Here is a 19,810-nt window from a genome sequence, read left to right on the forward strand (position 1 = left end):
ATGACGGAAGAAACGATACAAGACGAGATGATTGCGGGCAAACACCCGGTACTGGAAGCTTTGCGCTCCGGACGAGAAATCAATAAAATTTGGATTGCCGACGGCGCTCAGAAAACATTAACACAGCCGATTGTCGCGGAAGCGAAAAAATTCGGCATCGTCGTACAGTTCGTTGATAAAAGAAAGCTGGACAGCTTAACGCCTGGCGTTACGCATCAAGGGGTAGTTGCACAGGCTGCCGCATTTGCGTATGTCGAGGTAGAGGAAATTCTTGAACGCGCGAAGGAGCGGGATGAAATTCCTTTTATTCTGCTGCTCGATGAGATCGAAGATCCGCATAACCTTGGGTCGATATTGCGTACGGCAGAATGTACTGGGGTTCATGGCGTGATAATTCCGAAAAGAAGGTCCGCAGGCTTAACGGCGACGGTTCTGAAAACATCAGCCGGAGCGGCAGAGCATGTGCCGGTTGCACGCGTGACGAACCTCGCTCAAACCATCGATAAGCTGAAAGAGGCTGGAGTGTGGGTAGCTGGCACCGACCTGAGCGCTTCGCAGGACGTGTACAAAATGAAATTCGACATGCCGCTCGTTGTGGTTATCGGAAATGAAAGCAAAGGAATGGGAAGGCTGATCAAGGAGAAATGCGATTTCCTTGTTAAATTGCCGATGTTAGGTCAGTTGAACTCCCTGAATGCTTCTGTAGCGGCAGGCGTTCTTATGTATGAGGTTGTACGCCAACGCCGGAGCCTTTAGGTGATGAACCGGAAGGACGATATTTTGTTAGTCGATGGATATAACATGATTGGCGCTTGGCCCGTGCTAGAGAAGCTGAAGGAGTATGACCTTGAGGAAGCGCGGGACAAGCTGCTGGACATGATGGCAGACTATCAAGGCTTTACGGGGATGCAGGTATACGTCGTATTCGATGCACATCAAGTTCCAGGACTAGGCGCAACATATAGACATCATAAGCTGACAATCGTATATACGAAAGAAAAGGAAACAGCCGACGAGTGCATCGAGCGTCTATGCTCCGAGCTATATGTACGCCGCAGGAACATTTACGTAGCCACATCGGATTTGGTGGAGCAGCATGTTGCTTTCGGCAAAGGCGCGCTTAGGGTTTCTGCCCGTGAATTGCTCATCGATATTGGTCAAAACCGGAAAAACATTGAGCAATCGCTCCGTGAAGATAAACCTGGCACGCGCAATTCGGTTGATGGGATAATCAGTCTTGAAATTCGCAGCCAACTTGAAAAGCTAAGGCGCGGAGAGAAATAGTGGAAGGATAGCAGCGGTGTTTGCTAAGGTTGCGAAGCGAATGCCAATGCAGATTCCACAAAGTTACAAAATTGCTAGATACTCGATAGTTTACGGATGCCCGATTGGTTGACGGTGTAAGGTTACATAATGTATACTGACTCTATTATTAGCGATAAGAACGTGCTGTATTTCCATAAGAAACTTTCTTATCTTTGGACGTAAATTGCTGCCGGGGCCATGCTACTGGATCGGCAGGATAAATTTGCGTGAATACGAATCTAGCGGTGTACGCCTTGCAGGCCGGAGGGATAGTTCGTGAGTATCGACCTCAAAGAATGGAGTACGCTTGAGTATGACAGCAGTACGGACGAGGATATCGTCGAAGCGGTCCGCAATGGCGACAGTATGGCGTTGGAATACTTGATTAATAAGTATAAGAATTTCGTGAGGGCTAAAGCGCGCTCCTATTTTCTTATCGGTGCGGATCGTGAAGATATCGTGCAGGAGGGTATGATAGGTCTATATAAAGCAATTCGAGATTTCAAAGGGGACAAGCTAGCTAGCTTCAAGGCCTTTGCGGAGTTGTGTATTACTAGACAGATTATTACCGCCATCAAAACAGCCACGCGTCAGAAGCATATCCCGCTTAATTCCTACGTATCGCTTGATAAGCCCATTTATGACGAAGATTCGGATCGCACGCTGCTGGATGTCATCTGTGGTACGCGAGTATCTGATCCCGAAGAATTGATTATCAATCAAGAAGAGTTTATTGGTCTGGAAGACAAGATGTCCGAGATTTTAAGCGATCTTGAGCGCAAGGTGCTTATGCTTTATTTGGATGGAAGATCGTATCAGGAAATTGCTGTCGATTTGGATCGACACGTGAAATCCATTGATAACGCTCTCCAACGAGTGAAACGCAAGCTAGAACGTTATTTGGAAGTCAGAGACATTAGCGGTTAAACGCATTCATACGTAAATCGTCATTAATGAGGGCTGTCTTCCATCTGGCGGTGTCTAGATGGAATATAGGTCCTTTTTGTTTTAAACGGGCGTAAGTAGACTATAATGGTAGAAACGAGCCCGATGCTCTTGTGATTACCAGTTTTTCGCAGGCTTGACACTTATCTTTTACATTGACATCAAAATTGCTGTGTGATAAAGTGTTTAGGTAGGCCTAAAATCGAGGTTTTTTTTCGTTTTGGCGTTGGAATCAATGAACTTTCATATAGAGCTTCATGATTCGTATTTTGTAGCAGTTCGGGAGGTGTAATTCAATGCGGGTAATTATCACGTTGGCATGCACAAACTGCAAACAGAGAAACTATGCGAGCAGCAAGAACAAACGCAATCACCCCGACCGCATCGAGTTGAAGAAGTTTTGCAAGTTCTGTAACGAGCAGACTCCTCATCGCGAGACGAGATAGTCAATTGGAGGTGTGAACGTGGCATTTTTGGCTAAACTAAAGCAAAGCTTTGGTACAACGTTTAGTTTTTTTGCCGACAGCTGGGCGGAACTTAAGAAGGTTCGCTGGCCAAGCCGTAAAGAGTTGACAAGCTATTCGATCGTGGTATTGTTGACGATCACGTTTGTAACGATTTATTTCTGGCTTCTTGACATCGGGATCTCGTCTCTGGTTGAATTCATTGTTTAAGAATGGTCCAAAGGTGGATTTGTGATGGAAAAAAGATGGTACGTCGTGCATACTTACTCAGGCTATGAGAACAAGGTGAAAGCCAATTTGGAGCGCCGTGTTGAATCGATGGGCATGGAAGACAAAATCTTCCGCGTGCTCGTTCCTATGGAAGATGAAGTGGTAGAGAAGGACGGTAAGAAAAAGACTGTCCAACGTAAAGTCTACCCCGGATATGTTCTTGTGGAAATGGTTCAAACCGACGATTCATGGTACGTTGTTCGAAATACGCCTGGCGTAACTGGATTTGTAGGATCAACTGGATCAGGTTCAAAACCGATTCCTCTATTGCCAGATGAGGTTGAGCAAATACTCAAGCACATGGGCATGGAAGAGCCGAAACCGAAAATCGAGTTTGATCTGAAAGAAACGGTTCGCGTCAAAGTAGGTCCTTTCGCAGATTTTGTTGGTACAGTAGAAGAAATTTTGCTGGACAAAGCGAAGTTAAAGGTTCATGTAAACATGTTTGGCAGGGAGACCCCGCTAGAGCTGGATTACACTCAAGTGGAGAAGATATAATATCTGGTTTCCAAAACCCACTGGGTTAAACCGGTGGAGGTTTGGACGCGAAGTGGCAATGCCTCTTAATCAGTGGCATATGCTATTTACGCATGGAATAAAGGGTAAGGAGGTGTGTCAGGCATGGCAAAAAAGGTCATTAAAATGGTCAAATTGCAAGTTCCTGCAGGTAAAGCAAACCCAGCGCCGCCGATCGGTCCAGCACTTGGTCAAGCAGGCGTTAACATCATGGCGTTTTGTAAAGAGTTTAATGCTCGTACCGCAGATCAAGCAGGCTTGATTATTCCAGTCGTTATTACAGTATTCGAAGACCGTTCTTTCACTTTCGAAACAAAAACGCCGCCGGCAGCAGTATTGCTTCGCGTCGCAGCTGGTATCGAAAAAGGTTCAGGCGAACCGAACAAGAAAAAGGTCGCTACTGTAAAACGTGACAAAGTTCGCGAAATCGCTGAGCAAAAAATGCCGGATCTTAACGCAGCTTCAGTTGAAGCAGCAATGCGTATGGTTGAAGGTACTGCTCGCAGCATGGGCGTAACTATTGTTGACTAATTTTACTCAGTAGCTTGCTTTGCGAAGCTTCGGCTTTCGCGAGTGGGAGGATCATCCTTAGGAGGATTTTTCGCTACTACCACATGAGGAGGAAATTACAATGGCTAAACAAGGTAAAAAATATCTAGAAGCTGTTAAGCTGATTGACAGCGAAGCAACTTACGAGCCTTTAGAAGCGATTGAGCTTGTAAAGAAGGCAGCAACAGCTAAGTTCGACGAATCCGTTGAAGTAGCAGTTCGTTTGGGTGTAGACCCGCGTAAACAAGACCAAGCCGTTCGTGGCGTAGTTGTACTTCCACACGGAACTGGTAAAACAAAACGCGTTCTCGTTTTCGCAAAAGGCGAAAAAGTGAAAGAAGCGGAAGCTGCGGGCGCAGACTTTGTCGGCGATGCAGACATGATCAACAAAATCCAACAAGGCTGGTTCGAATTCGACGTTTGCGTAGCAACGCCGGACATGATGGCTGAAGTTGGTAAACTTGGACGTATTCTTGGTGGTAAAGGCTTGATGCCTAACCCTAAAGCTGGTACAGTAACGTTTGACGTTGCTAAAGCCGTTCAAGAAATTAAAGCCGGTAAGATTGAATACCGTCTTGATAAAGCAGGTCAAATCCATGCTCCAATCGGAAAAGTATCATTTGATGCTGAGAAACTCAACGAGAACCTCAAATCATTGATCGATGCACTTAACCGTGCTAAACCGGCTGCTGCAAAAGGTGTTTACCTGAAAAACATCGCCGTTTCTTCGACAATGGGCCCTGGCGCTCGTGTTTCTACAGCGGTTTATCGCTAAGAAGAACGGAACTAAATTCGAATACGCATACCGTAGACAGTAGGTGCCATAAGGCTTAATTTCCTACCGAGGTGTTATGATAAAACGTTTGTAAGCAATATTCAATCCTTTCCGGGTTGATGCGCGATAACGACATCATGGCCTTCGCAGTGTCTGCGAAGGCCTTTCTCATGCATCGAGGCGTGGAAAGCCCGTCGTAATTAACGGAATGTATACTATTACGGGAGGTGTACAGTTTGGCTAACGCAAATATCATCCAAGAGAAACAAGAGGCAGTTGCCGTAATCGCGGCGAAAATTGCTTCTAGCTCCAGTACAGTAGTAGCTGACTACCGTGGATTGAACGTTGCGCAAGTTACTGAGCTTCGGAAACAGCTTCGTGAAGCAGGAATTGAATTCCAAGTTCTTAAAAACTCGCTCGTTCGCCGCGCAACTGAAGGTACGGATTATGTAGAATTGAACAACATTCTTACAGGTCCTACTGCAATTGCATTCGGTAAGGAAGACGCTGTTGCTCCAGCAAAAATTTTGAACGATTTTGCTAAGAAAAACGATGCTTTGAAACTTAAAGGCGGCGTTGTAGAAGGTAAAGTCGTATCTCAAGAAGAAATTAAAGCTCTTGCGGAACTTCCGTCCCGCGAAGGTTTGCTCTCTATGCTACTCAGCGTATTGCAAGCTCCAGTGCGCAACTTCGCGCTTGCAGTTAAAGCAGTCGGTGAAAAACAAGAAGCAGGCGTTTAATTTCTACTCAAGACCGCTTACAGTATTGAACCGGCGTAAGCCGGCTTAGGATAAAACAAAAAAATAAACCACATTCCCGGAGGTATAATCATGTCTAAAGAACAAATCTTAGAAGCGATTAAAGTTATGAACGTTCTTGAACTGAACGAGCTTGTTAAAGCAATTGAAGAAGAATTCGGCGTAACTGCAGCAGCTCCAGTAGCAGCAGCAGGTGCAGGCGCGGCTGTTGAAGCTGAGCAAACAGAATTCGACGTAATCCTTAACGGCGCTGGCGCTTCCAAAATCAACGTAATCAAAGTTGTTCGCGAAATTACAGGTCTTGGCCTGAAAGAAGCGAAAGACTTGGTTGACAGCGCTCCTAAAGCTGTTAAAGAAAAAGTTGCTAAAGAAGAAGCTGAAGCAGTTGCAGCTAAACTTTCTGAAGCTGGCGCTTCTGTAGAAGTTAAGTAGTATTCGTTAAACCATATAAGCTGATCATGCGATTGTACGATGAATCGGCTGGCGAGCCCCTTGAATCCGTCAGGTTTCAAGGGGTTCGTTGTATGTTAAAGGATAAGAATGTATAAATGAAAAGACTTATACATTCTTATCTTTCAACGCGAGTTTAGCCTTTCGTGCGTAAGGATGACAGCTAAATGTTTGAAGAAGTTTTGGAATAACGGGAGAGTGATGAATTATGTCGAATCACTATTACTCACAAAGCCCGGACGTGAAACATAATCGTCAGGTTCATGAAGTGTCACTACGAGGCTTTTCTTTTCGGTTTATGACAGATACAGGCGTATTCTCGAAATCGGGTGTCGATTATGGGAGTCAGGTATTGATTGATGCGATTGAGATCAGTACAAATGCTAACGTTCTCGATGTCGGCTGCGGCTACGGTCCAATCGGATTGACTTCAGCCAAGCTTGCAGAACTTGGGCATGTAACAATGATTGATATAAATGAAAGAGCGGTACAGCTCTCGATAGAAAATGCAAAGCTTAACCAGCTTACGAACGTAACGGTTCTGCAGAGCGACTTATTCGTAGCAGTCAAAGGTAAAACGTTTGATGTGATCGTGACCAATCCGCCCATCCGCGCAGGTAAAACCGTTGTTCACCGCATATTTGAAGAAGGTTTTGAATTGCTTGAGCCCGGTGGCAGCATGTGGGTCGTCATTCAGAAGAAACAAGGCGCGCCTTCGGCAAAAGCAAAGCTGGAGTCGCTGTTCGCAGATGTTGAGGAAGTTACGAAGGATAAGGGCTACCGCATTTTCCGTGCTGTAAAAGGATAGGAAAAATAGACAAATGCTGTTTTGAAAATATCTTTGAAAACGGAATAAAAATTATTGACTTGACATTTTAGATATGGTAAAATTATAAAATGTCAGCATTAAATTGGGCTCGATCTCTTTAGTTAACTAAAATGTCAAGTGTAAATTTAAAGCGCGGAATGCATAAGTTTTACACATTTGACGTATAATGTTTACGTTTTGGGCAAAATTATTTGATATGAGACTATCACGGCCGCGCTGTGATTGGTTAACTGCCGGAACATGCTCTTTTTTCGAACTATTCGATAAGGGCTTTTCTTTATTTGACTATATAGGCGGCTGGTCCGTTTATAGTGACGCAGTGATTATCGATGCTGTGATACAGACATGAGGGGTGAGGTTAAGTTGGCAGGACAACTTGTTCAGTATGGTCGGCGCGCGCGCAGAAGCTACGCCAGGATCAACGAGGTGCTGGAAGTCCCGAACCTGATTGAAATCCAACAAAAATCGTATGAGAAGTTTTTGGACAGCGATCTAATCGAACTGTTCCAAGACATTTCTCCGATTTCGGACTTTACGGGCAATCTATCGCTTGAGTTTATCGACTATAGCTTAGGCGAACCGAAATATTCGGTCGATGAATCAAAAGAGCGCGACGTGACGTATGCGGCTCCTTTACGCGTTAAGGTGCGACTTTTCAATAAGGAGACCGGCGAAGTAAAGGAACAAGAAGTTTTCATGGGTGATTTCCCGCTTATGACAGAGACTGGCACGTTTATTATTAACGGGGCTGAGCGTGTCATAGTTAGCCAATTGGTTCGATCCCCGAGTGTGTACTTCAGCACGAAGGTCGATAAAAACGGGAAGAAAAACTACACGGCTACGGTTATACCTAACCGCGGCGCTTGGCTAGAGCTTGAAACAGATGCGAAAGATATCATCTACGTACGTATTGACCGGACCCGGAAAATTCCGGTAACGGTGCTTTTGCGTTCGTTAGGCTTCGGTACTGACGCTGAAATTCTAGAACTGCTAGGACATGATGAGTACATTCGCAACACGCTTGACAAAGATAATACGGATTCCACGGAGAAAGCGCTGATAGAAATTTATGAGCGTCTTCGTCCAGGCGAGCCTCCGACTTTGGACAATGCGAAGAGCTTGCTTGTGGCTCGCTTCTTTGACCCGAAACGTTATGACTTGGCCAATGTAGGCCGTTACAAAATAAACAAAAAGCTCCACATCAAGAACCGTTTGTTTAATCAGCGGCTAGCGGAAAATCTAGTTGACCCTACGACAGGCGAGATTATCGCTGAATCGGGACAAATGATTGACCGTCGCTTGCTTGATGAAATTCTCGAGAAGCTTGAGAAGGATGTTGGCTTCAAGACGTACCACGTTGCAAACGGCGTATTGGATGCTGATAGTATTCCTCTACAAACGATCAGCGTATTCTCGCCATATGACGAAAGCAAAGTAATTAAAGTAATAGCGAATGGCATTATTGATAAATCCGTTAAGCACATTACGCCTGCGGATATCATTTCTTCCATTAACTACTTTATTAATTTGCTGCACGGCGTAGGAAGCACGGATGATATCGATCATCTTGGTAACCGTCGTCTGCGTTCGGTAGGTGAGCTGCTTCAAAATCAATTCCGTATCGGTTTGTCTCGTATGGAGCGCGTAGTGCGCGAGAGAATGTCCATTCAAGACGCGAATGCGATTACGCCGCAAGCGCTAATCAACATTCGTCCGGTTATTGCTTCTATAAAAGAGTTCTTCGGCTCCTCGCAGCTGTCTCAATTTATGGACCAAACGAATCCGCTTGCTGAATTGACACATAAACGTCGTCTATCTGCACTCGGACCCGGTGGTTTGACTCGGGAACGCGCGGGATTTGAAGTGCGTGACGTCCATCACTCCCACTATGGGCGGATGTGTCCGATCGAGACGCCAGAGGGACCGAATATCGGTTTGATCAACTCCTTGTCATCGTTCGCCCGCATTAACGAATATGGCTTCATTGAAGCGCCATACCGTTGGGTTGATCCGAAAACAGGAATCGTAACTGAGCAAATCGCGTACTTGACTGCCGACGAGGAAGACAACTACGTAATCGCGCAAGCGAATGCGAAGCTTACTCCGGAAGACAAGTTTGCCGAAGAAAACACGATTGTTCGTTACAACAAGCAAGCTGATAACATCCTGACTATGCCTAGCGATCGCGTTGACTACATGGACGTATCTCCTAAGCAGGTAGTATCTGTTGCGACAGCGTTAATTCCGTTCCTGGAAAACGATGACTCCAACCGTGCCCTCATGGGATCGAACATGCAACGTCAAGCGGTTCCACTACTTATTCCTAGATCTCCGCTTGTTGGTACGGGTATGGAGCATAAGGCTGCGAAGGATTCAGGCGTTTGTATCGTTGCCAAGCATGACGGCGTCATTGAGCGTTCGTCCGCGAATGAGATCTGGCTGCGCCGCGTTGAACAAATCGACGGCAAGCCGGTTACTGGCGACCTTGTGAAACATAAGCTGCACAAGTTTATGCGATCAAACCAAGGAACGTGCATCAATCAGCGCCCGCTTGTACGCAAAGGCGATGTAATCAAGAAAGGTGATATCCTTGCGGATGGACCTTCCACTGAAAAGGGCGAATTGGCTCTTGGACGCAACGTAGTCGTTGCATTCATGACGTGGGAAGGGTACAACTATGAGGATGCGATCCTGCTTAGCGAGAAACTTGTGAAAGAAGATGTTTATACATCGATTCACATCGAGGAATATGAGTCCGAGGCTCGTGACACGAAGCTTGGACCGGAAGAAATCACACGCGACATCCCGAACGTTGGCGAAGAAGCTCTTCGCAACCTAGATGAGCGCGGAATCATTCGTGTCGGTGCTGAAATCGGTGCTGGCGATATCCTGGTTGGTAAAGTAACGCCGAAGGGTGTAACGGAGCTGACTGCGGAAGAACGTTTGCTTCATGCGATCTTCGGTGAGAAGGCTCGTGAGGTTCGTGATACTTCGCTCCGCGTACCGCATGGTACAGACGGTATCGTTGTTGACGTGAAAGTCTTTACTCGGGAGAACGGCGATGAGCTTCCACCAGGCGTTAACCAATTGGTACGTGCTTACATTGCTCAAAAACGGAAAATTTCCGAAGGCGACAAAATGGCCGGCCGACATGGTAACAAAGGGGTTATCGCCCGTATTATGCCTGAAGAAGATATGCCTTTCCTTCCAGATGGTACACCAGTCGAGGTTGTTCTTAACCCGCTCGGCGTTCCGTCACGGATGAATATCGGTCAGGCACTTGAAGTTCACTTAGGTATGGCTTGTAAGCATCTTGGCATTCATGCTGCAACACCAGTATTCGATGGTGCGCGCGAGAATGACGTTTTCGATACGATGGAAGAAGCAGGCATGCAGCGTAACGGTAAAACCGTACTGTATGATGGACGGACAGGAGAAAACTTCGAACGTGAAGTTACAGTTGGGGTCATGTATATGATCAAACTGGCGCACATGGTCGATGATAAAATTCATGCCCGTTCAACTGGACCTTACTCGCTCGTTACGCAACAACCACTCGGTGGTAAAGCCCAATTCGGCGGACAACGTTTCGGGGAGATGGAGGTATGGGCGCTTGAGGCATATGGCGCTGCATACACGCTTCAAGAAATCTTGACGGTGAAATCCGATGACGTGGTTGGTCGTGTCAAAACGTACGAGTCAATCGTCAAAGGCGAGAATGTTCCAGAACCAGGCGTTCCTGAATCGTTCAAAGTTTTGATCAAAGAGCTTCAAAGCTTGGGTATGGATGTTAAAATTCTATCCGAGAACGAAGAAGAGATCGAGATGAAAGAAATGGACGATGAAGACGAAGCTACAGGTGATAAGCTCAACCTCAATATAGAAGGTGCCGAGGTCGGCGCTGCTACTGAATAAACTAGTTGCTGGATTCCGTCGCATGGTCACGCGCCTATGACGGAATCTAGCTGATTAGATAGACATTGTCATACATGACGGAGGAGGGTTGCTCCTTGTTGGACGTGAACAACTTCGAGTATATGAAAATCGGTCTGGCATCGCCGGATAAAATTCGCTCGTGGTCCCGCGGAGAAGTTAAGAAACCGGAGACGATCAACTATAGGACCTTAAAGCCGGAGAAGGAAGGTCTCTTCTGCGAGAAAATTTTCGGACCTACAAAAGACTGGGAATGTCATTGCGGCAAATACAAACGTGTACGCTATAAAGGTGTCGTTTGTGATCGCTGTGGCGTAGAAGTAACACGCGCTAAAGTACGTCGCGAGCGCATGGGTCACATTGAATTGGCTGCACCAGTTTCCCACATTTGGTATTTCAAAGGGATTCCAAGCCGCATGGGTCTTGCGCTGGATATGTCCCCTCGTTCGCTCGAGGAGATCATTTACTTTGCATCCTATGTGGTTACTGATCCAGGTGATACGCCGCTTGAGAAAAAACAACTCCTTTCGGAGAAAGAATACCGCAGCTACCGGGAGAAATACGGGTATGGTTTTCATGCTGGTATGGGCGCCGAAGCTGTCAAAAAGCTTTTGCAGGACATCGACGTTGATAAAGAGCTAGAGCAACTGAAGGAAGAGCTGCGTACGGCTCAAGGCCAACGCCGCAACCGTGCGATTAAGCGTCTGGAAGTCGTAGAAGCATTCCGCAACTCCGGCAACGAGCCGGAATGGATGATTCTTGACGTGCTTCCTGTCATTCCTCCTGAGCTTCGTCCTATGGTTCAGCTTGATGGCGGACGATTCGCGACATCCGATCTTAATGATCTGTATCGCCGTGTTATTAACCGTAACAACCGTCTGAAGAGACTGCTAGACCTAGGCGCTCCTGACATCATCGTTCAGAATGAAAAACGGATGCTGCAGGAAGCGGTTGACGCGTTGATCGATAATGGTCGTCGCGGTCGTCCCGTAACTGGTCCTGGTAACCGTCCGCTTAAATCCCTCAGCCATATGCTGAAAGGTAAGCAAGGACGTTTCCGTCAGAACTTGCTCGGTAAACGGGTTGACTACTCTGGTCGTTCGGTTATCGTAGTAGGTCCAAACTTGAAAATGTTCCAGTGCGGCCTTCCGAAGGAAATGGCACTAGAATTGTTCAAGCCTTTCGTTATGAAAGAGCTTGTTAATAAAGGCTTGGCGCATAACATCAAGAGCGCGAAGCGCAAAGTTGAACGCGTAAGCCCTGAGGTGTGGGACGTTCTTGAGGAAGTTATTAAAGAACACCCGGTACTGCTTAACCGTGCCCCGACGCTTCATAGACTAGGTATTCAAGCATTTGAACCTATTCTGGTAGAAGGTCGCGCAATTAAGCTTCATCCGCTCGTATGTACAGCGTACAACGCTGACTTCGACGGTGACCAAATGGCCGTTCACGTTCCGTTGTCTGCTGAAGCACAAGCGGAAGCTCGCTTGCTGATGCTTGCATCAGGCAATATTCTTAACCCGAAAGACGGCAAACCGGTCGTTACTCCTTCACAGGATATGGTTCTAGGAAGCTTCTACTTAACGATGGATAACAAAGAAGCCAAAGGCAGTGGTTCCGTATTCGGTACCATTAACGAGGCCATCTCTGCTTACCAACGTGGTATCGTTTCCTTGCACGCTAGAATTTTCATTCCAGTTCGCGTGCTCAAAAAAGTTAATTTCACCGAGCAACAACAAAACTCGCTACTCGTAACAACGGTTGGTAAAGTAATCTTCAATGAAATTTTCCCGGAAGATTTCCCTTACATCAACGAAGCTACGAAAACGAATTTGCTGCACGGTACACCTGACAAATATTTCGTCTACGAAAAAGGTGCCGATCTTCCAAAGTTCTTGGATGCTATCGAAACGCCAGGTGCGGTAGGTAAGGACTATCTTGCATTAGTCATTGCAGAATGCTTCCGCCAATACCACACAACGCTAACAGCGATGCTTCTTGACCGCATTAAGCAGCTGGGCTTTACGTACTCGACTAAGGCTGGTATTACGATCGGCGTTTCCGACGTAATCATTCCGGTTGAGAAAGACGAGATCATGAAGCGCTCCGATGAGAAGGTATCTACCGTTATGAATCAATACCGTCGTGGTTTGATTACGAACGAAGAGCGTTATGACCGTATCATCAGCATTTGGAGCAAATGTAAGGACGAAATCACCGAAGTTCTTATGAAGTCGATGGATCGTTACAATAACATTATGCTCATGGTAGACTCCAAAGCACGGGGTAACAAATCACAAATTACACAGCTTGGTGGTATGCGTGGTCTGATGGCCAATCCATCCGGTCGTATCATCGAGTTGCCAATTAAATCGAACTTCCGTGAAGGCCTAACGGTACTCGAGTACTTTATCTCGACTCACGGAGCGCGTAAAGGTTTGGCGGATACAGCACTTCGGACTGCCGATTCCGGTTACCTGACTCGTCGACTTGTTGACGTTGCTCAAGACGTAATCGTGCGGGAAGAAGATTGTGGTACGGATAAAGGCTTCTCCGTAAGCAAAATTCAAGACGGTAAAGAGGTTATCGAAGATCTTTATGACCGTATTGAAGGCCGCTATGCGTTCGAAACCGTTCGTAACCCAAAAACTGGCGAAATCATTGTTAACCGCAGCGAGCTGATTGATTCCAATAAAGCAGATGCGATTATCGATGCCGGCGTAGAAAAACTGCAAATTCGTTCCGTACTGAGCTGCCGTGCGCGTCATGGCGTATGTAAGATCTGTTACGGCCGTAACCTTGCAACTGGCAAGCACGTTGAGATTGGGGAAGCGGTTGGTATTATCGCCGCACAATCCATCGGAGAGCCAGGAACACAGCTGACGATGCGTACGTTCCATACGGGCGGCGTTGCCGGCGATGATATTACACAAGGTTTGCCGCGTATTCAAGAGTTGTTTGAGGCGCGTAATCCGAAAGGTCAAGCGATTATCTCTGAGCTTGACGGTGTAATTAAAGAAATTCGCGAAGCGAAGGACCGTCGCGAAATCGAGGTTCAAGGCGAAGCGGAATCGAAAGTGTATGCAGTTACCTATGGATCGCGTATTCGCGTAACGCAAGGTCAACAAATCGAAGCCGGCGATGAGCTGACGGATGGTTCGATTGACCCTAAAGATATGCTGCGCATCAAAGGTATCCGTGGCGTTCAAAACTACATTTTGCAAGAAGTACAGCGCGTTTACCGGAACCAAGGGGTAGAAATCAATGACAAGCACGTTGAGGTCATGATTAAGCAAATGCTCCGGAAAATCCGTATCGTAGACGCAGGCGGCACAACTCTGCTTCCAGGAGCGTTTGTTGACATTCATGAATATGAGTCTCAGAACCGCACTGCGATCTTTGCAGATTTGGAACCTGCTGTTGCAAAACCAGTTTTGCTCGGTATTACGAAAGCATCGCTTGAGACAGATTCATTCTTGTCGGCGGCATCCTTCCAAGAAACAACTCGTGTATTGACTGATGCGGCTATTAAAGGCAAAGTTGACCAGTTGCTTGGACTCAAGGAAAATGTTATTATCGGTAAGTTGATTCCTGCAGGTACGGGAATGGCTCGATACCGTAACATTCGCTTTGCTGGCCTAGAAGATGAAGCTACTACTGCAGTTGAAGGGGAATTGGAAACGGAAGCTGTAACTGTCGATTAATTGACGGTTGCCGATTGCGTTCTATGACCGGATACTAAACCATACAGAAAGAGCGTAACATCTTCCGCTTTATTTGGAAGCGGAAGATGGCCGCTCTTTTGCATGTTTACAGTGTAAATCTCATTGCTAATTGGTTTGCAAATGATTATCTTGAAGTTTCTTGACACAATCACGGTATAGGTGCTATTATATCGAAGTGTGCCTAATTGTGTGATCGCTGAATGGAAGAATTGAAGGTGATTTTCATGCAATTCAAAGTCGGCGCAAAGCAGACTGCCAAGATGCTCGAGCAAGATAGAGCGATTGAAGTCTATGTTGCACGAGATGCAGATCCGCAGATGAAAGAGAAGATTGTTCATCTATGTGAGCGGACGGGAGTTCCGGTGAAATGGATCGATTCAATGAATGAGCTTGGGGAAACCTGCGGCATTGATATCGGGGCCGCGATGGCAGCGCTCGTAACCGAAGAAGAATAATGCAATATCCGTTTTTGTTAGTTGATTATTTAACGATGATTGACTGGCGAGAACTTTTGTTTGTTCTTTTATGAACCGCCTGGATCTGTGGGCTTAATTTTAGGTAAAATGTCTACCATACAAGCGTATACGGCTGTTGCTGTCTTTTGGTGGAAAGAGCTCGTTGCGCAAAAGAAATATAAGTTGATTTATAAACAAATGTATTTATAAATGCTTATATTCTCAAAAGACATGAATATAAGGAAGGGGGTGGCAACATGCCAACTATTAACCAGCTAGTCCGTAAAGGACGCCAAGCGAAAGTCGTTAAATCGAAATCGCCGGCATTGCAAAAAGGTTTCAATGCATTGAAACGTGAAGCTACTAACATCAGCGCTCCTCAAAAACGCGGTGTGTGCACTCGTGTAGGTACAATGACTCCAAGGAAACCGAACTCCGCACTTCGTAAATATGCTCGTGTTCGTTTAACGAACCGTTTAGAGGTTACGGCTTACATTCCTGGTATCGGACACAACTTGCAAGAGCATAGCGTTGTTTTGATCCGTGGCGGTAAAGTAAAAGACTTAGCAGGAGTACGCTACCATATCGTTCGCGGCGCGCTTGATACTGCAGGTGTTAACAACCGTATGCAAGCTCGTTCGAAATACGGTACTAAACGTCCGAAAGTTAAAAAATCATAAGTAAAATCCTTATAGGGATATAGAACATATTCCTAATGGGTCATTGAAATGCTAGAAATAGCGACTATTAGAAGAAAGGGGGACTTTCTCATGCCACGCAAAGGTCCTGTAACGAAACGCGATGTGCTTCCAGATCCGCTGTATAACAGCAAGCTGGTAACGCGCCTAATCAACCGCATTATGCTAGACGGTAAAAGAGGCGTTGCACAAACGCTATTGTATGATGCATTCAAACTGATTCAAGAACGCACGGGTAAAGATCCGATGGAAGTGTTCGAAGCAGCTTTGAAAAATATTATGCCAGTACTTGAGGTTAAAGCACGCCGTGTCGGCGGTGCGAACTATCAAGTGCCTATCGAAGTTAAACCAGAGCGCCGTACGGCACTTGGTCTCCGTTGGCTCGTGAACTACTCACGTAACCGCGGTGAGAAAACGATGGAAGAGCGTTTAGCTGCTGAAATCACAGATGCTTCCAATAACACTGGCGCAGCTGTTAAAAAGCGCGAAGACACTCACAAAATGGCTGAAGCAAATAAAGCATTTGCTCACTACCGCTGGTAGAATTCTAACATTCGAGAGGAGACCATTTTATGTCAAGAGAGTTCTCCTTGAACAATACGCGTAATATCGGGATTATGGCGCATATTGATGCTGGTAAAACCACGACAACTGAACGGATCTTGTTCTTCACAGGCCGTACTCACAAAATCGGAGAAGTGCACGAAGGTGCAGCTACGATGGACTGGATGGAGCAAGAACAAGAGCGCGGTATTACGATTACGTCTGCCGCGACAACCGCTCAATGGGATGGACACCGTATCAATATTATCGATACCCCGGGACACGTTGACTTCACAGTAGAAGTTGAACGTTCCCTGCGCGTACTGGACGGGGCCGTTGGAGTTTTCAGTGCGAAAGAAGGAGTCGAGCCACAGTCCGAGACTGTATGGCGTCAAGCAGACCGTTACAACGTTCCGCGGATCGCATACGTCAACAAAATGGACATCATTGGTGCTGACTTCCTAAACGTTATCAAGGATATGCGCGAGCGTCTTCAAGCAAACGCAGTTGCCATTCAAATTCCGATTGGTGCTGAGTCTGATTTTGTCGGCGTTATCGATATCGTTGAACGCGTAGCATACAAGTACAAAGACGATACAGGTAAAGATCCGATTCAAGTTGAAATTCCTTCGGAGTATGCTGACCAAGTGGAAGAGCTTCGTACGGAATTGATTGAAAAGGTAGCAGAGCTTGACGAAGAGTTGACTATGAAATATCTGGAAGGCGAAGAAATTACAATTCCAGAAATCAAAGCAGCGCTACGTAAAGGTGTTTGCGAAGTTAAAATCTTCCCAGTAATCGTTGGATCTTCCTACCGTAACAAAGGTGTTCAACTGATGTTGGATGCGGTTGTAGACTACCTTCCATCTCCACTTGATGTACCGGCAATTAAAGGTACAACTGAAGAAGGCGAAGAAGGCGAACGTCCATCATCCGATTCAGAGCCGTTCTCGGCTTTGGCATTCAAAATCATGACGGATCCTTATGTTGGTAGATTGACGTTCTTCCGTGTGTACTCAGGAATTCTGAAATCCGGTTCTTATGTTCTTAACTCAACTAAGGGCAAACGCGAGCGGATTGGACGTATTCTTCAAATGCACGCGAACGCTCGTCAAGAGATTTCAGAAGTGTATGCAGGCGATATCGCTGCAGCAGTTGGACTTAAAGATACGACGACTGGGGACACTCTTTGTGACGAAAAGAATATTATCATTCTTGAGTCAATGAACTTCCCTGAGCCGGTTATCTCGGTTGCTATCGAACCAAAAACGAAAGCTGACCAAGACAAACTAGGTATCGCTATTTCCAAGCTGGCAGAAGAAGATCCTACCTTCCGTGCACATACGGACGAAGAGACAAACCAGACAATTATTTCTGGTATGGGTGAGCTTCACCTTGAGATCCTCGTTGACCGTATGTTCCGCGAATTCAAAGTTGAAACTAACGTTGGTAAACCGCAAGTTGCTTACCGTGAAACGTTCCGTGAAGCTGCGAAGGTTGAAGGTAAGTTCGTTCGTCAGTCCGGTGGTAAAGGTCAATTCGGTCATTGTTGGGTTGAATTCTCACCACTTGAGCCAGGTTCAGGCTTCATATTCGAAAACAAAACAGTCGGCGGTTCGATTCCTCGTGAATTTATCGCTCCAATCCAGGCTGGTATCGAAGAGTCAATGAAGAACGGTGTAGTAGCCGGCTTCCCGCTCGTTGATGTCAAGGCTGTTGTAGTAGACGGATCTTACCATGATGTTGACTCCTCGGAGATGGCGTTTAAAATTGCAGGTTCGATGGCGCTTAAAGCTGCCAAAGATAAATGTAAGCCAGTTCTTCTTGAGCCAATCATGAAAGTAGAAGTTACTGTTCCTGAAGAGTACATGGGCGATGTTATGGGTATGCTTAACTCCCGTCGTGGTCGTATCGAAGGTATGGATACTCGTGCAGGTGCGCAAATTATCCGCTCCAAGGTGCCTCTCTCCGAGATGTTTGGTTATTCCACTACACTACGTTCCGGTACACAAGGACGCGGCGTATTCTCCATGGAGCTTTCTCATTATGAAGAAGTTCCTAAATCGATCTCTGAAGAGATCATTGCTAAGAACAAAGGCGAGTAATCGTTTTTGTCCAACCAAACCATTTGCTTTTGGCCGTCAGCTTGTTTGCTTGCAAACCTGATGCCGGCCCACACATAAAAAATTCATGATATATTGAGGAGGCTCAAGTTCAATGGCTAAGGCTAAATTTGAACGTAACAAACCGCACGTTAATATCGGTACTATCGGTCACGTCGATCACGGTAAAACGACTTTGACTGCAGCTATCACAACTGTACTTTCCAAAAAATACGGCGGTGCAGCAATCGCATTCGACCAAATCGATAAAGCTCCAGAAGAGCGCGAGCGCGGTATCACGATCTCGACAGCTCACGTTGAGTATGAGACGCCAGCTCGTCACTACGCACACGTTGACTGCCCAGGTCACGCCGACTATGTAAAAAACATGATCACTGGTGCTGCTCAAATGGACGGAGCTATTCTTGTAGTTTCCGCTACTGACGGTCCTATGCCACAAACTCGTGAGCACATCTTGCTTTCGAAACAAGTAGGCGTACCTTACATCGTTGTTTTCTTGAACAAATGCGACATGGTTGAAGACGAAGAGCTTCTTGAGCTAGTTGAAATGGAAGTTCGTGACCTTCTTTCCGAGTATGAGTTCCCAGGCGACGACACTCCAATCATCCGCGGAGCTGCTCGTGAAGCTCTTGCTAACCCAGAAGGTCCTTGGGCTGAAAAAATCATCGAGCTTTTCGAGCAAGTTGATACTTACATCCCAACTCCTGAGCGCGACACAGCTAAGCCTTTCCTTATGCCTGTCGAGGACGTATTCACAATCACTGGCCGTGGTACAGTTGCTACAGGTCGCGTAGAGCGTGGCGTTATCAAAGTCGGCGACGAGGTAGAAATTATCGGTCTTGCTGAAGAGTCCCGCAAATCCGTAGTAACAGGCGTTGAAATGTTCCGTAAATTGCTTGACTCCGCTCAAGCAGGGGACAACGTAGGTGCATTGCTTCGTGGTGTAGACCGCAGCAACATCGAGCGTGGACAAGTTTTGGCTAAACCGGGTTCGGTTAAACCACACACTAACTTTACAGCTCAAATCTACGTTCTTACTAAAGAAGAGGGTGGCCGTCACAAGCCTTTCTTCACTGGCTACCGTCCACAGTTCTACTTCCGTACAACTGACGTAACGGGTATCATCAGCCTGCCAGAAGGTACTGAAATGGTTATGCCTGGCGACAACATCACTGTAACGGTTGAGCTTATCGCTCCAATCGCTGTAGAAGATGGAACTCGTTTCTCTATTCGTGAAGGCGGCCGTACTGTAGGCGCTGGCGCTGTAGCTTCTATCCAAAAATAATTGATGGCGGCTAAGCCGCTATGAATAGAAAAAGCCCTCACTTCGGTGAGGGCTTTTGATTTTTAGGACATTCACAAATAAACAGCAGAAATAATTTACTTAATCTTTACAATCAACTAATGATTGACGGTAGACCTTACAGCCATTTAATATTAGGGAATAGTAAAAGAGGTTGTCCATGTCCCAT

18 protein-coding genes and 1 other annotated feature are annotated in these 19,810 nt (G+C 46.3%); all 18 genes read left to right on the plus strand.

Features of this window, described 5'->3' with window-relative positions; translation table 11 throughout:
- The 18 genes from rlmB to tuf all read left to right on the plus strand — a co-directional run bounded on the left by rlmB (position 1) and on the right by tuf (position 19,623).
- A complete protein-coding gene (gene rlmB, locus FHS16_RS30500) occupies positions 1-756 on the plus strand; it encodes a 23S rRNA (guanosine(2251)-2'-O)-methyltransferase RlmB (protein WP_183571371.1) in 756 nt (251 codons plus the stop codon).
- Between the two features lie 3 nt (positions 757-759).
- Positions 760-1,284: an NYN domain-containing protein gene (locus tag FHS16_RS30505; protein ID WP_183571373.1), complete on the plus strand. Its 525-nt coding sequence runs from the start codon at positions 760-762 to the stop codon at positions 1,282-1,284.
- 297 nt (positions 1,285-1,581) lie between these two features.
- A complete protein-coding gene (gene sigH / locus FHS16_RS30510) occupies positions 1,582-2,232 on the plus strand; it encodes an RNA polymerase sporulation sigma factor SigH (protein WP_054025342.1) in 651 nt (216 codons plus the stop codon).
- 314 nt (positions 2,233-2,546) lie between these two features.
- Positions 2,547-2,696, plus strand: a complete 150-nt coding sequence (gene rpmG / locus FHS16_RS30515) for a 50S ribosomal protein L33 (protein ID WP_015847242.1) — start codon at positions 2,547-2,549, stop codon at positions 2,694-2,696.
- An 18-nt stretch (positions 2,697-2,714) separates the two neighbouring features.
- The gene (gene secE / locus FHS16_RS30520) at positions 2,715-2,924 is read left to right on the plus strand and encodes a preprotein translocase subunit SecE (RefSeq protein ID WP_138756299.1); all 210 of its coding nucleotides are present in this window, start codon (positions 2,715-2,717) and stop codon (positions 2,922-2,924) included.
- A 24-nt stretch (positions 2,925-2,948) separates the two neighbouring features.
- Positions 2,949-3,482 (plus strand): transcription termination/antitermination protein NusG, encoded by a 534-nt coding sequence (gene nusG / locus FHS16_RS30525; RefSeq protein WP_053373884.1) that lies wholly within the window; start codon positions 2,949-2,951, stop codon positions 3,480-3,482.
- Between the two features lie 123 nt (positions 3,483-3,605).
- Entirely contained in the window at positions 3,606-4,031 is a 426-nt protein-coding gene (gene rplK, locus FHS16_RS30530; protein ID WP_028609671.1) for a 50S ribosomal protein L11, read from the plus strand.
- A 100-nt stretch (positions 4,032-4,131) separates the two neighbouring features.
- Positions 4,132-4,824, plus strand: a complete 693-nt coding sequence (rplA, locus tag FHS16_RS30535) for a 50S ribosomal protein L1 (protein WP_183571375.1) — start codon at positions 4,132-4,134, stop codon at positions 4,822-4,824.
- 12 nt (positions 4,825-4,836) lie between these two features.
- Positions 4,837-5,003, plus strand: a sequence feature (ribosomal protein L10 leader region).
- Between the two features lie 57 nt (positions 5,004-5,060).
- Positions 5,061-5,564, plus strand: coding sequence for a 50S ribosomal protein L10 (gene rplJ, locus FHS16_RS30540; RefSeq protein ID WP_183571376.1), 504 nt, complete (start codon positions 5,061-5,063; stop codon positions 5,562-5,564).
- 90 nt (positions 5,565-5,654) lie between these two features.
- Positions 5,655-6,014: a 50S ribosomal protein L7/L12 gene (gene rplL / locus FHS16_RS30545; protein WP_183571379.1), complete on the plus strand. Its 360-nt coding sequence runs from the start codon at positions 5,655-5,657 to the stop codon at positions 6,012-6,014.
- A gap of 226 nt (positions 6,015-6,240) precedes the next feature.
- On the plus strand, positions 6,241-6,840 hold the full coding sequence (locus tag FHS16_RS30550; RefSeq protein WP_183571381.1) for a class I SAM-dependent methyltransferase: 600 nt from the start codon (positions 6,241-6,243) through the stop codon (positions 6,838-6,840).
- A 384-nt stretch (positions 6,841-7,224) separates the two neighbouring features.
- Positions 7,225-10,776 (plus strand): DNA-directed RNA polymerase subunit beta, encoded by a 3,552-nt coding sequence (rpoB, locus tag FHS16_RS30555; RefSeq protein ID WP_183571383.1) that lies wholly within the window; start codon positions 7,225-7,227, stop codon positions 10,774-10,776.
- A 95-nt stretch (positions 10,777-10,871) separates the two neighbouring features.
- Positions 10,872-14,498: a DNA-directed RNA polymerase subunit beta' gene (rpoC, locus tag FHS16_RS30560; RefSeq protein WP_183571385.1), complete on the plus strand. Its 3,627-nt coding sequence runs from the start codon at positions 10,872-10,874 to the stop codon at positions 14,496-14,498.
- A gap of 245 nt (positions 14,499-14,743) precedes the next feature.
- Positions 14,744-14,974 carry a ribosomal L7Ae/L30e/S12e/Gadd45 family protein gene (locus tag FHS16_RS30565; protein WP_183571387.1) on the plus strand — a complete coding sequence of 77 codons (231 nt, stop codon included), beginning with the start codon at positions 14,744-14,746 and terminating at the stop codon, positions 14,972-14,974.
- A 257-nt stretch (positions 14,975-15,231) separates the two neighbouring features.
- On the plus strand, positions 15,232-15,654 hold the full coding sequence (rpsL, locus tag FHS16_RS30570; protein WP_054025332.1) for a 30S ribosomal protein S12: 423 nt from the start codon (positions 15,232-15,234) through the stop codon (positions 15,652-15,654).
- A 90-nt stretch (positions 15,655-15,744) separates the two neighbouring features.
- A complete protein-coding gene (rpsG, locus tag FHS16_RS30575) occupies positions 15,745-16,215 on the plus strand; it encodes a 30S ribosomal protein S7 (RefSeq protein ID WP_028609662.1) in 471 nt (156 codons plus the stop codon).
- Between the two features lie 29 nt (positions 16,216-16,244).
- Positions 16,245-18,320 (plus strand): elongation factor G, encoded by a 2,076-nt coding sequence (fusA, locus tag FHS16_RS30580; protein WP_183571389.1) that lies wholly within the window; start codon positions 16,245-16,247, stop codon positions 18,318-18,320.
- A 112-nt stretch (positions 18,321-18,432) separates the two neighbouring features.
- Positions 18,433-19,623 carry an elongation factor Tu gene (gene tuf, locus FHS16_RS30585; protein WP_138756290.1) on the plus strand — a complete coding sequence of 397 codons (1,191 nt, stop codon included), beginning with the start codon at positions 18,433-18,435 and terminating at the stop codon, positions 19,621-19,623.
- The last annotated feature ends 187 nt before the right edge of the window (positions 19,624-19,810 follow it).

Source organism: Paenibacillus endophyticus, from assembly GCF_014192395.1.
GTDB lineage: Bacteria > Bacillota > Bacilli > Paenibacillales > Paenibacillaceae > Pristimantibacillus > Pristimantibacillus endophyticus.

Coding starts and splice junctions, on each gene's coding strand:
- rlmB (WP_183571371.1), top strand. CDS start 1: ATGACGGAAGAAACGATACAAGACGAGATGATTGCGGGCAAACACCCG.
- FHS16_RS30505 (WP_183571373.1), top strand. CDS start 760: ATGAACCGGAAGGACGATATTTTGTTAGTCGATGGATATAACATGATT.
- rpmG (WP_015847242.1), top strand. CDS start 2,547: ATGCGGGTAATTATCACGTTGGCATGCACAAACTGCAAACAGAGAAAC.
- nusG (WP_053373884.1), top strand. CDS start 2,949: ATGGAAAAAAGATGGTACGTCGTGCATACTTACTCAGGCTATGAGAAC.
- rplK (WP_028609671.1), top strand. CDS start 3,606: ATGGCAAAAAAGGTCATTAAAATGGTCAAATTGCAAGTTCCTGCAGGT.
- rplA (WP_183571375.1), top strand. CDS start 4,132: ATGGCTAAACAAGGTAAAAAATATCTAGAAGCTGTTAAGCTGATTGAC.
- rplL (WP_183571379.1), top strand. CDS start 5,655: ATGTCTAAAGAACAAATCTTAGAAGCGATTAAAGTTATGAACGTTCTT.
- FHS16_RS30550 (WP_183571381.1), top strand. CDS start 6,241: ATGTCGAATCACTATTACTCACAAAGCCCGGACGTGAAACATAATCGT.
- FHS16_RS30565 (WP_183571387.1), top strand. CDS start 14,744: ATGCAATTCAAAGTCGGCGCAAAGCAGACTGCCAAGATGCTCGAGCAA.
- rpsL (WP_054025332.1), top strand. CDS start 15,232: ATGCCAACTATTAACCAGCTAGTCCGTAAAGGACGCCAAGCGAAAGTC.
- rpsG (WP_028609662.1), top strand. CDS start 15,745: ATGCCACGCAAAGGTCCTGTAACGAAACGCGATGTGCTTCCAGATCCG.
- fusA (WP_183571389.1), top strand. CDS start 16,245: ATGTCAAGAGAGTTCTCCTTGAACAATACGCGTAATATCGGGATTATG.
- tuf (WP_138756290.1), top strand. CDS start 18,433: ATGGCTAAGGCTAAATTTGAACGTAACAAACCGCACGTTAATATCGGT.